Annotated in this window: 11 protein-coding genes; 10 read left to right on the top strand and 1 reads right to left on the bottom strand. The window is 47.3% G+C overall.

What is annotated here, in order from left to right:
• The first annotated feature begins 50 nt into the window (after positions 1–50).
• The gene (gene wecB / locus L3V45_RS16935; RefSeq protein WP_015387618.1) at positions 51–1,190 is read left to right on the top strand and encodes a non-hydrolyzing UDP-N-acetylglucosamine 2-epimerase; all 1,140 of its coding nucleotides are present in this window, start codon (positions 51–53) and stop codon (positions 1,188–1,190) included.
• Between the two features lie 32 nt (positions 1,191–1,222).
• Here wecB and tagU read toward each other — a convergent pair whose 3' ends face one another.
• On the bottom strand, positions 1,223–2,140 hold the full coding sequence (gene tagU / locus L3V45_RS16930; RefSeq protein WP_236837121.1) for a polyisoprenyl-teichoic acid--peptidoglycan teichoic acid transferase TagU: 918 nt from the start codon (positions 2,138–2,140) through the stop codon (positions 1,223–1,225).
• Positions 2,141–2,321: 181 nt separating this feature from the next.
• On the opposite strand from tagU, the gene L3V45_RS16925 reads away from it, so the two are divergent.
• The 9 genes from L3V45_RS16925 (at position 2,322) to tuaF (ending at position 13,437) form a co-directional block, all read left to right on the top strand.
• Positions 2,322–2,639 carry a hypothetical protein gene (locus tag L3V45_RS16925; RefSeq protein ID WP_003151370.1) on the top strand — a complete coding sequence of 106 codons (318 nt, stop codon included), beginning with the start codon at positions 2,322–2,324 and terminating at the stop codon, positions 2,637–2,639.
• Between the two features lie 32 nt (positions 2,640–2,671).
• On the top strand, positions 2,672–4,792 hold the full coding sequence (locus L3V45_RS16920; RefSeq protein ID WP_003151371.1) for a SpoIID/LytB domain-containing protein: 2,121 nt from the start codon (positions 2,672–2,674) through the stop codon (positions 4,790–4,792).
• Between the two features lie 21 nt (positions 4,793–4,813).
• Entirely contained in the window at positions 4,814–6,304 is a 1,491-nt protein-coding gene (locus L3V45_RS16915; RefSeq protein WP_210601992.1) for an N-acetylmuramoyl-L-alanine amidase, read from the top strand.
• A gap of 218 nt (positions 6,305–6,522) precedes the next feature.
• Complete coding sequence (locus L3V45_RS16910; protein ID WP_003151373.1) at positions 6,523–7,182, top strand: exopolysaccharide biosynthesis polyprenyl glycosylphosphotransferase; 660 nt, start codon at positions 6,523–6,525, stop codon at positions 7,180–7,182.
• A gap of 36 nt (positions 7,183–7,218) precedes the next feature.
• Complete coding sequence (tuaB, locus tag L3V45_RS16905) at positions 7,219–8,667, top strand: teichuronic acid biosynthesis protein TuaB (protein WP_014305935.1); 1,449 nt, start codon at positions 7,219–7,221, stop codon at positions 8,665–8,667.
• Positions 8,664–9,860 carry a teichuronic acid biosynthesis protein TuaC gene (tuaC, locus tag L3V45_RS16900; RefSeq protein WP_236837120.1) on the top strand — a complete coding sequence of 399 codons (1,197 nt, stop codon included), beginning with the start codon at positions 8,664–8,666 and terminating at the stop codon, positions 9,858–9,860. The genes tuaB and tuaC overlap by 4 nt, the downstream gene beginning before the upstream one ends.
• Positions 9,861–9,864: 4 nt before the next feature.
• On the top strand, positions 9,865–11,205 hold the full coding sequence (tuaD, locus tag L3V45_RS16895) for a UDP-glucose 6-dehydrogenase TuaD (RefSeq protein WP_015387621.1): 1,341 nt from the start codon (positions 9,865–9,867) through the stop codon (positions 11,203–11,205).
• Positions 11,206–11,272: 67 nt separating this feature from the next.
• Positions 11,273–12,760, top strand: coding sequence for a teichuronic acid biosynthesis protein TuaE (gene tuaE / locus L3V45_RS16890; protein WP_236837118.1), 1,488 nt, complete (start codon positions 11,273–11,275; stop codon positions 12,758–12,760).
• Positions 12,757–13,437: a teichuronic acid biosynthesis protein TuaF gene (gene tuaF / locus L3V45_RS16885; RefSeq protein ID WP_015387623.1), complete on the top strand. Its 681-nt coding sequence runs from the start codon at positions 12,757–12,759 to the stop codon at positions 13,435–13,437. The genes tuaE and tuaF overlap by 4 nt, the downstream gene beginning before the upstream one ends.
• The last annotated feature ends 23 nt before the right edge of the window (positions 13,438–13,460 follow it).

Here is a 13,460-nt window from a genome sequence, read left to right as displayed (position 1 = left end):
TGTTAACATGAAGGGATATCCGACATATAAAACGAGGTGCAGACAAACCGTTGAAAAAACTAAAAGTAATGACCGTATTCGGTACAAGACCTGAAGCAATTAAAATGGCTCCGCTCGTATTAGAGCTTGAAAAATATCAGGAAATTGATTCGCTGGTGACTGTAACCGCACAGCACAGACAGATGCTGGATCAAGTGCTTGAAGCATTCAGCATCACGCCTGATTTTGATTTGAATATTATGAAAGAGCGTCAAACGCTTTCAGAAATTACATCTCATGCTTTGCTGAAACTGGACAAGCTGTTTCAAGAAGTAAAACCAGATATCGTTTTGGTCCACGGAGATACGACGACAACGTTCGCCGGAAGCCTTGCCGCCTTTTATCATCAAATCGCCGTCGGCCATGTGGAAGCCGGTCTGCGTACGCAAAATAAATACTCTCCTTTCCCTGAAGAAATCAACCGGCAGATGACGGGCGTGATCGCTGATGTGAATTTTGCGCCGACAAGCCAGGCTGAACAGAATCTGCTTGCTGAAAATAAAAAGCCGGATTCTATATTTATCACGGGAAATACGGCGATAGACGCGCTTCAAACGACAGTGCGGGAAGACTATTCTCATCCGATTTTTGACAAGCTGGAAGGAAGCAGGATGATTCTTTTGACAGCGCACAGACGTGAAAATTTAGGCAGGCCGATGAAACAGATGTTTAAGGCCGTCAGAAGAATCGTTGAAGAGTTTGAGGACGTACAAGTCGTTTATCCCGTTCATTTGAATCCCGCAGTTCGTGAGGCCGCAGAAGCCCATTTTGCTGATTCGGACAGGGTGCATTTAATAGAACCTCTGGAGGTCGTGGATTTCCATAACTTCGCTGCGAAAGCAAATTTCATTTTGACCGACTCAGGCGGGGTTCAGGAGGAAGCGCCTTCTCTCGGAAAGCCGGTCTTGGTGCTTCGGGACACAACCGAGCGCCCCGAAGGAGTGAAAGCCGGGACATTGAAGCTGGCGGGTACAGATGAAGAAACGGTGTATCAGCTGACAAAACAGCTCTTAACCGATCAGGCCGAGTATGAACGGATGTCAAAGGCGTCAAACCCTTATGGTGACGGATCGGCCTCAAAACGGATTGCGGAAGAACTGCTTTATCGGTACGGCTATAGAAAAACCCGTCCGCAGCCTTTTACAGAATAAAAAAAACTCTGCATCATATGCAGAGTTTTTTATTATTTCAGGCTTTCTTTTAATTCTTTTTTGACTGAAGCGAGGCTTGCTTCATCTAATTTGTAATAATAGATATTGTTGATTCTCGTTCCCGTTCCCTTCAGTTCATGCTGAGTGACTTTGCTGCGGGCATTTTTATAGTCAGTCATAACCGTCCACATATCATCGAATGACATGTTTGTTTTCATATTGTTTTCAATGACCTTAAACATATCTCCGAATTTCGTGACAGACGAGATGTTTGCCCCCTTAGAAATAATCCCTTCAATCACTTGGCGCTGCCGCTGCTGTCTGCCGAAATCCCCCCGGGGGTCTTCTTTTCTCATGCGGGTGTAGGCAAGTGCTTCTTCGCCGTTCAGGCTGATGTTCCCCGTTCCGAAAGAATGCCCGTCGTAGTTGAAGGCGAACGTGCTGTTCACCGTAATCCCGCCGAGTGTATCCACGGTATCTTTGAAGCTCTCCATGTTTACTTTCACAAAATAATCTACCGGCACGTCGAGCAGGACCTCGACGGTATCCGCGGCCATTTGGGTTCCGCCGAAGGCATAGGAGTGGTTGATTTTATCCATCGTACCTTTGCCGGAGATTTTCGTATACGTATCGCGCGGGATGCTGACCATTTCCGTTGTATTCGTTTTAGGATTGACGGTCATATAAATCATCGTGTCCGCGCGCCCTTTGTCATTTTTCCGCTCATCGACTCCCATGATTAAAACAGAAATCGGATCCTTCTTTCCGAGATCTATATCCGTGTCACGTTTGTCCGATTTTTTTAAGTCTTCCTGAATGCTTGCCACCGTTGAAGCCGCTTTGTGCCACAAGTAGTAGACGTAGCCTCCTGATGATAAAACTAACAGCCCGATGATTGTTACGATTGTCAGAAGAACCTTTTTCTTCTTTCTTTTTCGTTCAGCTCTCATTTGTCATCACCTTTTCTATTAACTTTCATGATGCAATTTACTAATCTTTATAAACCCAGTCATATTTTTACTTATAACCATGTAATAGACGAAATTCTTAAAAAAAAGGTTACAAAAAGACCTTAAAATTACCTTAAAAAAAAGTTAGTATAAGACGATACATAAAGATGAGGTGAAAAAAATGAAAAAAACTATTGCAGCTTCGTTCTTAATACTGCTTTTTTCTGTTGTATTGGCAGCGTGCGGAACGGCGGAACAATCAAAGAAGGGAAGCGGTTCTTCGGAGAACCAGGCTCAAAAAGAAACGGCATATTATGTCGGTATGGCGGATACGCACACAATTGAAGTAAAAGTGGATGATCAGCCCGTCAGCTTTGAATTTTCTGATGACTTCTCTGATGTTCTGAATAAATTCAGCGAAAATGACAAAGTCAGCATTACTTATTTCACAAATGATAAAGGCCAAAAAGAGATCAAGGAAATCGAGAAAGCAAAATAATACACCATGATCAGCAAAAGGCGGGATAAAAATTGAAGAAAACAATATGGGCTGTCTGTTTTTCTGTGATATTCAGCCTGGCTTTATTACCGGAAAGCACTTTTGCGGCCAGTTCTGATATCTCAGTAAAACTGACGAATTATATTGGTAATAAATCGACTCTGAATATCGAACCTTCAGGAACTTATAAACTGACGGGAAGCGATGTGTCCTCCGTTGTCAGATTGGGAGGCGCGTCCAAATATGATACAGCTAACGCCGCGACATCTAAGTATTGGAAAAACCCGTCCAACGTAGTCGTCGTGAATACGGACGCTTATTTTGCGGACACGCTTTCCGTCATTCCTTTAGCGAATAAACTGAAAGCGCCTGTTCTGCTGACTGAAGCGAAAAAACTGAGCAGCAGCACAGAAGCGCAAATCAAGAAATTCAATCCGGATAATATTTTAATCATCGGCGGGACGAACAGTATTTCGTCAGCCGCGGAAAAGACATTGAAGAAATACGGCCGTACGAAACGGATCAGCGGAAAAAACAGATATGATCTGTCCAAAAATATTGCGGCCGAAATGGGCAGCTATGACCAGGCGGTCGTAGTAACGGGGGATGTATATACGGATGCGCTGGCAATCGCGCCATATGCCGCGCAAAACGGCTATCCGATCCTTCTGACGAAAAAAGACTCCCTTCCGAGCTACAATCTGCCTAAAAAAGTGATCATCATGGGAGGCACTTCAAGCGTCAGCAAAGATGTGGAGAATCAAATTAAAAAGAAGGCCTCGGTCACCAAACGAATTACCGGATCAAACAGATATCAAATATCAGCAAACGCAGTCACTTCGCTTGGCATGGATGCAAGCAAAACGGTGGCTGCCAACGGGACTAAATTAGCGGACATCGTAGTCGGATCAAATATTGCCGCCGCAAATCACATGCCGCTTGTATACATCAAAAAAAGCGAAACACCCGCCGACGAGGCCGGCCTTTTTAAAACGAAAGGCACCTATTCTTATACATTAATAGGCAGCGCGAATTCAATTGCCGATTCAGTTAAGGCTGCTTACGCAAAAGAGTTTTATCTCGTAAACGGAAAGACGTACCGTATTGAAACGTCCGGCGGCAAATTAGGCGTTGCAGGCATTAACAGCGGAAAAACGTCTTTCAAGGCGGTTCCTGAAAAATATTCAACAGCAAACACAATCAGCATTGACGGGAAGCCATATCTGGGGAATATGAGTTTCACTGCTGAATCCGGCAAATATGTAAGACCTGTTAATGAAAACATTCCTTTTGAGGATTATCTGAAAGGTGTCCTGCCGAATGAAATGCCGGGAAGCTGGCCGACAGAAGCGCTGAAAGCCCAGGCTGTTGCCGCCCGCACCTACTCTATCGGCAAGATGGGACAAACAGTCGCGGATACAACGGCCTTTCAGGTTTACGGGGGATACAGCTGGTATCCAAACGCCACCGCAGCCGTTAACGGAACAAAAGGGAAAGTGCTCACTTATTCCGGCAGATTGATAGATGCCACTTACTCATCAAGCAATGGCGGTTACATGGAAGCCGGCGATGAAGTGTGGGGATCGAAAGTGCCGTATTTAGTAGCCAAAAAGGACACAAAAGATCCGGAAATCAGCTGGTCTTTAACATTGCAGAAGCAGCAGCTGCCAGCGGGTCTGGATATGAAAAATCCCGCATCCTGGTGGTCTAAAACAAACGAAGCAAATGCTGCGCAGCTCAACGGAATAAAAAATTGGCTGATGAAAAATAAAGAAACCAATGCAAGTTCCATAAAAATTGCAAGTATCTCTGATCTCTCGCTCACCGGAAAAACAAAAGGCCAGCGCGCGGAAGACGCCGCGGTGAAGGTCACGTACCATGTGAATGACAAGTCGAAGGGCTATGTCATGAACAAGACTGCATCTGTTGAGGTGAAAGCGTCTGAACTTAGGACGATGATCGGAGCTTCATCTTTTAAAAGCACATACGCCAGTGCGTCCGGTAATTCTTCGCAAATCACGATATCAGGAAAGGGATACGGTCACGGCGTAGGAATGAGTCAATACGGAGCAAAAGAAAGAGCGGAGGCCGGAGAGCCGTATACTTCTATTCTTGCGTTCTATTATCCTAATACAGCACTTACAAACTACTAAACTTCTGTGGAGGAGATCGGATTGAAATTCATCATAAAATGTCTCCCCGTCTTTATTCTCGGGGTCATTCTATTTGTCCCTTCCGCTTTGGCTGACAACACGGTTAAAAGGATCGGCGGAAGCACCCGGTATGATACGGCTGTACTGGCGGCAAAACAATCATGGGGTGAAGCGAAAACGGTAATTATCACCGGCGGAACTTCATATGCCGATGCAATTGCCGCTGCGCCGCTTGCATATCAAAAAAATGCGCCGCTGCTGTTTACAAATAAAGATCAGCTGTCTGCCGGCACAAAAAAGGGATTAATTGATTTAAAAACGAAAAATGTGATTATCGTAGGCGGCACACCTGCCGTTTCGAAAAATACCGCAAATCAAATTGCTAAATTAGGCATCAGTGTCAAACGGTTATCAGGGAGCACGAGATATGCCACAGCCGCAAAAGTGGCGAGTGAAATGACAAGATCTTCTACAGCCCTTGTGGTCAACGGGTTTGTTGATGCGGATGGAATGGCTGCGATTTCTTATGCGTCCGCTAAAAAATATCCGATTTTATTCACTAATGATTCAACGTTAAATGGTTCTGCGTCCAATGCGATCAAAAGCTTAGGGATTAAAAACACGATTGTCATCGGCGGGACAAGCAGCATCAGCAGCTCACTTTATAATAAGCTGCCGAACCCTTCGAGAATCAGCGGCAAAAACCGCTATAACCTGTCTGTGAATCTTGCAAAAAAGACAGGCTTAAGCACAGGCTATACGTTTGTTACCAATGGCTTTAAAGAGGCGGATACCATCGTCGGAGGCGTGCTGAGCGCCAAACAGGGAAGAGTTCACCTGCTGACGAATGGAGACAGTCTGTCAAAAGACGTCCGGACGTATATCGGAAGTAAAAACATCACCAGCTTCACCGTCATAGGAAGTGCTTCATCTTTAAGCAACAATGCCGCGTCGCAGCTTAAAAATCCCGTTGTCGGCAAAACGGTCTTTATTGATCCGGGACACGGCTATCAGGATTCAGGTGCAACCGGAAACGGCTTGCTTGAGAAAAATGTAAACCTTGATATCGCTACGCGTCTTAACAATCAATTATACGGCGCGGGCGCGCTTACTGTAATGTCAAGAAAGGGCGACACCTTTGATTCGCTTGAGGAGAGAGTGAACAAAGGGGCGAAGGCGAACGCCGATATTTTCATCAGCGTCCATGCAAATGCGAATGATAACAGCAGTGCAAACGGTACGGAGACGTATTATGATAAAACCTACCAATCGGCAAACAGTCTGAGGCTTGCCCAAAATATTCAGCCAAGAATGGTTTCTGCTCTCGGCACGCGTGACCGCAGTGTGAAAACTGCCGGATTTTACGTCATTAAGTATTCTAAAATGCCGAGTGTCTTGTTAGAAACCGGTTTTGTCACAAGCCCGATTGATGCCAATATTCTAAAACAATCAACGAAAAAGGACAGACTCGCGGCGGGGATCACCCAAGGCGTTTCCTCCTATTTCAGATAATTTTTTTCATGGAAACAGACCGGTTCATACCGGTCTGTTTTTTTATTTTTTCATTATGCTTTGTCTCAAATATGGATATGAATAGATTTACAATAAAAAAACAATAATCGAAACATTCTAATAAACATTAACGTTTCCTTTACTTCCAATTAACATCCATCTGCTAAACTCACGGCATAGGTCATCAAACATCCCAACAAATCGTGAGGTGTGTGTCAGTGGGAGCAGAGAAAAGCATGAATGTAAATAATAACTATGCAGTGCGGCAGGGGACTTCCGCTGCCGTTACGGAAAGAACGGCCCGTTATTTGGCTTTTAAGCGATTCATGGACATTGTGTTTGCGCTTGCGGGGCTTTTGGCGGCGCTTCCGGTGATGGGCCTGTTCTCCATACTGATTCGTTTGGAGTCGCCCGGCCCGGCTTTTTACAAGCAGGAGCGGGTAGGCAAAGACGGGAAGCCGTTTTATTTGTATAAGCTCCGCTCTATGAAAATAGATGCTGAAAAATCGGGGGCGGTCTGGGCGCTGAAAAAGGATCCCCGCGTGACAAAGGTCGGCGCTTTTATCAGAAGGACCCGTATTGATGAGCTGCCGCAGCTGGTAAATGTGCTTCGGGGAGAAATGAGCCTGATCGGCCCGCGTCCCGAGCGTCCCGTGTTTACGGAACAGTTTCAGGCTGAGATTCCGGGGTTTACGGAGCGGCTGGCCGTTAAGCCGGGATTAAGCGGCTGGGCGCAGGTCAACGGGGGATATGACATGACACCGAGGGAAAAACTGATGTTTGACTTATATTATATCCGCAACCTGACCTTTTCATTGGAACTGAAGATTATGCTCAAAACGTGCAAAGTGATCTGGACCGGTGACGGGGCGCGATAAAAATTCTGGTCAGCAGACAAAAAAGTAGGGAAAACGATGCCTAGTATTACAAATCAAATTTTGAGCGGCGCCAAATGGACAAGTATTTCGACAGCGTGTATTACGGTCATTCAAATCGTCCAATTCGCCCTGCTCGGGCGGGTCATGTCACTGGCTGAATTCGGCCTTGTCGGCATGATCACAACGGTAGTGGTGTTTGCCCAAATTGCGCTTGATATGGGTTTTGGCGCCGCGCTCATTCAAAAAGATCATGTGACTGATAAACAGATGTCTTCCTTGTACTGGCTGAATATCATAACGGGGCTTGCGCTGTTTGCGCTGCTGTTCTTCAGCAGTCCGCTCATTGCCGATTTTTATCGGCGGGAGGAGCTTGTCTATTTAATCCGCGTGCTGGCCGTCATGTTTTTAATCGCGCCGATCGGTCAGCAATATCAATATATGCTGCAAAAAGCGCTGGCATTTAACACGCTAAGCAAGATTGAAATCTTTTCAAATGTGCTGTCCTTCGTTTACTTGGCGGCTGCGGTTTTTTATACGGACCCGATTCTCGCCTATGTGATTTCCCAGGTGCTGCTGCAATCGTCAAAAGGTATTCTGTACTGGGTGTCCTGCAGAAAAACATGGAGACCGGCGTTCGTTTTTGATCTGAAGGGAATGAAAGGCTTCTTTTCTTTCGGAGCCTTTCAGCTGTCTTCCCGGCTTGTGAACCGGCTCGGGGCGAATATTGATATGATTCTGATCGGCAGTTTTATCGGCGCCGAGGCGCTCGGCATTTACAATCTGGCCTACCAGATTGTCACGCTTCCGGTATTAAAAATCAATCCGATCATTACGAGAGTCGCGTTTCCCGTCTTTGCGAAAAACAAGCATGAAAACAGCGTGATCAGAGAAGGTTTTCTCAATATGACCAAAATACTCGCGCTGATATCCTTTCCGCTTTTGCTCGGTTTGGTTTCAGTATCGGATGCATTCGTGGCTTCGGTTTTCGGAGAAAAATGGCTGGCGGCTGTCCCGGTTTTAAACGTTCTCGCCATCGTCGGGATTTTAAGGGTTCTGATGAATCCGAACGGATCTGTGCTGCTGGCGAAAGGGCGGGCCGATCTGGCATTTTATTGGGACGCCGGGGTGATGCTGCTGTATGGTGCATCTTTGTACGCCGCCGTGCTGTCCGGAAATCTCTTGACGGTAGCCTGGACGTACGCTTTCATCAGCATCCTGAATTTCCTGATCGGGCGCTGGCTGCTGGCATATGTCATTAAGCTGCGGCTGTCGGCTTACTTCAAAGCCGTGGCCAAACCGTTTCTGCTTACGGCGGCAATGGGTGTCATCGCCTTTACAGCCAGCTTCGGGACGGAGCGGATCAGCCTTGATGTCAAGCTGCGGCTGGCGATCTCCGTATCCTGCGGAGCATTGTGTTATTTGTTCCTGTTAGGAAAAGCTTATCCGCATATGAAAAGTAAATTAAGAAAAGGACGTTTGCTATGAAGGTATTGTGGATGACAAGTGTATATCCGAGCAGTGAGAAGCCGGGAGAAGGCGTTTTTCATGAGACGCAGGCCCAAGAACTGAGAAAGCTTGGCGCGGAGATGACTGTCATTTGTCCGCGCCCGAAACTCGCCGCGCCATTCCGGGTGCTGAAAAAGACGTATCGGCAAAAGGATATAAGGCCGGCGCATGAATGGCGGAAAGGCGTGTCCGTCCACCGGCCGTTTTATCAGGCGGTTCCCGGGCAGCTGAAATGGGCGCAGCCGCATAAAAGAATGGCGTCATCGGTTCTTTCCGAAATTAAAAATCATGGCCTGAAGCCCGATCTGATTCACGCGCATTTCGCCATGCCGTCAGGCGGAGCGGCCGCCATTGTGTCAAAGGCTTTAGGCATCCCGTATGTGCTGACCTTGCATGGCAGTGATGTCAATGTCTATCCGCATTACAGCAAAAGCGCTCATCGCGCATTTACATTTGCGGTGCGGGAAGCAGCCGATATTTACGCTGTGAGCGGCAGTCTGCGGGAACAAATGAAAAAGCTCATCGAAGCGGAGTGCAGCGTGCTTCCGATCGGCATCACGCTTGAAGCCTTCCGAAAAAGGAACGAGACGAAAGAAGCCGTCAGAAAACGGCTCGGCCTTCCTCCGGATAAAAAACTGATCGTGTTCATCGGCAGGCTTGTCAAAGAGAAAGGTGTTTTCGACTTATCAAAAGCCGTTCAGTCATTGGATGAAAGATATGAAGCTGTCTTTGTCGGTGACGGTCCCGCCGCATCTTCATTACGTGAAGCCGCTCATATCGTCACGGGGCAAGTGCTGAACGACAAGGTACAGGACTATCTGCTGGCCTCGGATATAATGGCGCTGCCGTCCTACAGCGAAGGCATGCCGACTGTGGTCATTGAGGCGCTCGCTCTGAAGGTGCCGGTGATCTGTACCGATGTCGGAGGATTGGCTTCTTTATTTGGGAAATATAGAGGTTTGCTGATCAAGCCGGGTTCACCTGACACGCTGGCAGAATCCATTCTGCAATATGACGAAGGAGAGGCTTGGACGCCGCAAACAGCCGAGGAACTTTATCAAACCGTCCGCACGTATTTTGACGCAAGCCAAAACGCGAAAACGCTGAAAGAGAAATACCGGTCCGTCATGAACCGGCCCGGGCAAGAGGAGAACCTTTCGAAAGAGGGATGAAGCTGTGAAAAAAATCGCTGTATTAGGAACAGGGTATGTAGGTCTTGTATCTGGAACTTGTTTTGCGGAAATCGGCCATCATGTGACTTGCTGTGACATCAATGAAGCGAAAATCAGAAGCTTGCAAAACGGAGTCATCCCGATCTATGAACCGGGGCTTGAGGAATTAGCCGAAAAAAATGTCAGTGCCGGGCGGTTATCCTTTACGGCCGATATTGAGCCTGCTGTGAAAGCCGCTGATATCGTCTATATCGCCGTCGGTACGCCGATGTCAAAGACGGGTGAAGCCGATCTGACCTACATTAAGGCAGCGGCGCAAACAATCGGAGAACAGCTGAACGGATACAAAATCATTGTCACCAAAAGCACTGTTCCGGTCGGGACGGGAAAGCTCGTTTACCAAATCGTCAGCGAAGCGTCAAAGGGAACATATCCGTTTGATGTCGCGTCAAATCCTGAATTCCTCCGCGAAGGTTCGGCGGTGCGGGATACGATGCAGATGGAGCGGGCGGTTATCGGCGCCACAAGCGAACATGCCGCTTCGGTCATTGAAGAGCTTCATAAGCCGTTCCGTACGAAGATCGTAAAGACCAATCTTGAAAGCGCGGAAATGATTAAGTATGCCGCAAATGCTTTTTTAGCCGCCAAAATATCTTTTATTAACGATATCGCCAATATTTGCGAACGTGTCGGGGCGGACATTTCTCACGTGTCAGAAGGCGTCGGTCTTGACAGCCGGATCGGGAATAAATTTCTGCAGGCGGGCATCGGATTCGGCGGATCCTGCTTTCCGAAGGATACAACGGCTTTATTGCATATCGCAAACGCCGCCGGCTATCCGTTTGAAATGATGGAAGCCGTCATTGAAACCAATCAGAAGCAAAGGGTCCGTATTACGGAAAAATTGAACCGCGCCATCGGTCCCTTAAAAGGGAAAACCGTGGCCGTACTGGGGCTGGCCTTTAAACCGCATACAAATGACGTCCGCTCCGCCCCGGCTCTTGATATCATCACAAGTCTTAAAGAGCAGGGCGCTCACGTGAAAGCGTATGATCCGATCGCGATTCCCGAAGCGGCAGCGATATTAGGAGAAGGCGGCATTGAATATCACGCAGAGATGTACAGTGCCATCAAAAACGCGGACGCATGCCTGATTACAACAGATTGGCCGGAAGTCAAGGAGATGGATCTTCAGAGAGTGAAGCGGCTGCTCAAACAGCCGGTCATCATTGACGGCAGAAATATGTTTCCGTTGGAGTATATGAGGGTTTCAGGATTCACTTATCATTCCGTCGGTCGTCCGGCGGTTCATGCCGATCGGCAAATAAAAGAACTGGCAAGATAGAAAAAGATTTGTCTTCAGGCTCTCGGCAGCCCGGCTCGGCTGCCGGTTTTGGAAAGGGGTTTGCCATGTGAGTATCAAACGTTCAGCGGCACATGTTCTTGTGCTGCTTGCCGCTGTCATTACAGGAGGATTCATCATGCTGGAGGCGGTCAGGGCGGATGCCGGCCTCGGAAAAATCACCGTGCTGCTGCTTGCCGCCATGATCGGTATTGCCGGACTTGCTTTGCTATCCGCCTTTACAACAAACGGTCAGATGTTTATGGGGCTCATTTATATACTGATCGCGTGTACATTTTTAAACCAGGCCTTCTTTGCGGTTCATCTCGGATTTTTCAGCTTATTTATATACCGGCTGTTATTAATCGGAGCGGGCGCCCTACACATCGCCGGCATCCTGACAAACCGTCATCATATTGACAGATGGAATCGGGTGAATGTAAAAGAGGTTCTGATGTTTTTCGCCTTATGGTTTACATACGGTCTCCTATCGTTATTGTGGGCAAAATCCGTGACGTACGGGATTAAATATTTAGCTTTAATGGGAATGGGCATGTTTTTGATTTATCTTATTGTCATGTTCATTCAGCGCTTTGATCAGCTGATGGTTTTTTACGGCATATGGCTTGTGATGACCATTTTTGTGATGGCGATCGGCTTTTACAACCATTTTACACACAACCATCTGCCGAGCTCCACGCTTTATAACGGCCCGCAGTACAAACAGCATTATCCGACGTCCGTTTTCTTTAATCAAAATGATTTCGCGACGTTTTTGTGCATCAGTTTCTTTCTGTATGCGGCGGCGGTGAAAAATATGAAAAACGGCTATGTGAAGGCCGTCAGCCTGCTCTTAGCGATCTGCGCTTTGTATTTAATCATTTTGACCGGTTCGCGCGCGAGTCTGCTGGGCATATGCGCGGGGGCGGCTGTATACGTCTTCATCCTGCTGCCTTCTCTGTTGAAAAAATTCGCGCTGTACGCTGCGGGAGCGGGTGCTGCGCTGTTTGCGGTTTTATTTGCGGGCCGTATCACCAATGCCGTCTTGAATCTGTTTTCAGCTCCGCAGGCGATGCCGGGACAGCAGCCGCTTCCTTCCAACCTCGCGAGGGCGAATCTTTTAAAGAACGCCTTTCACTATGTGATTGATTCCTGGGGGTTCGGAGTGGGTGCCGGAAACGTCTCTTACTATTTAAAAGCGGAGCCCGTTTATGATACGGGCGGCGTAGTTGAGGTGCACAACTGGCTCGTCGAGATTATGGCGAACTTCGGCGTACTTACGATGCTCGGTTACCTGACAGTCTATTTGTTCCTTTTTTGGACACTTTATAAATGTCATGAAAGAAAATCGGAAAATCAGTCAAGACTGATCACAGAAGGACTTATCACGGCGATGGCCGGTTTTTTGGTAAGCAGCATCAGCCCAAGCTCCGTATCAAATTTATTTTTCCACTGGGTATTTCTCTCGCTCGTGATCGCGGCGGTCAATATATTGAGGCGTTTACAAAAGGAGCCTGCCGTCACGGCGTACTATGAAAAACAGGGAGATGCGAGATGAAGGATATGTTGACAAGAATAACCCGGCGTATCAAAAAGAATATCATTTGGATCATTGCGCTGCCCGTTGTGTTAGGGGCGGCGGGATATGTATTGCCGTCAAAAATCAGCGGAAACAGCAGTTTTACATCAGAAGCGGCGATCGCCGCGGGAAATTATGATCATCCGCTTTATAACAATACAAAAGAAATCCCGCTCCTTTTGACGAGCGATGCCTTTTTAAAGCAGGCTCTGCCTGATAAAACAGACGAAGAAAGAGCGGCCGTGAAAAGTAAACTGACTGTCGAAACACAATCAGATTCATTGATCACGGTCAGCTACAGCGGCCAAAACAAACAGGAAACCGAATCGGTGTTTCAAGCCGTCATAACAACTTTTCTGAAGAATGATCAGGACCTGTTTGAAAAACGGGCAAAAGTAGTGCGGCAGAGTATTGCTGCGCTTGAAGGAGAAACCGTCAGCGCGGACGCCAAAGTGGATAAGGAACGATTTTTATACGAATTGAAAAATACGCAGCTGAACCTGAAAGCGGCCGGCGTCATCAATTCAGAGCCGATGAATGAAACGGCTGGTCAAGGCATGCCGCCGAAAAAGAAAGCGGTTCTGGGCGTTTTAATCGGCATTGCAGTTGCCTTTATGTTCATTGTCATTCCTGAGTTTTTTAGAGAGTCCTTGTAAAAATCTGCGATGGAGATGTGACC

Origin of the sequence: Bacillus sp. R45 (assembly GCF_021729365.1) — a bacterium.
GTDB lineage: Bacteria > Bacillota > Bacilli > Bacillales > Bacillaceae > Bacillus > Bacillus velezensis.
Note: the sequence above shows the minus strand (reverse complement) of the source record. Positions and strands in the feature narration are given on the sequence as shown.

What these genes read in the sequence shown, in the direction of transcription:
- tagU (WP_236837121.1), bottom strand. Translation starts at nt 2,140, where the DNA reads ATGAGAGCTGAACGAAAAAGAAAGAAGAAAAAGGTTCTTCTGACAATC.
- L3V45_RS16925 (WP_003151370.1), top strand. Translation starts at nt 2,322, where the DNA reads ATGAAAAAAACTATTGCAGCTTCGTTCTTAATACTGCTTTTTTCTGTT.
- tuaB (WP_014305935.1), top strand. Translation starts at nt 7,219, where the DNA reads ATGCCTAGTATTACAAATCAAATTTTGAGCGGCGCCAAATGGACAAGT.
- tuaC (WP_236837120.1), top strand. Translation starts at nt 8,664, where the DNA reads ATGAAGGTATTGTGGATGACAAGTGTATATCCGAGCAGTGAGAAGCCG.
- tuaF (WP_015387623.1), top strand. Translation starts at nt 12,757, where the DNA reads ATGAAGGATATGTTGACAAGAATAACCCGGCGTATCAAAAAGAATATC.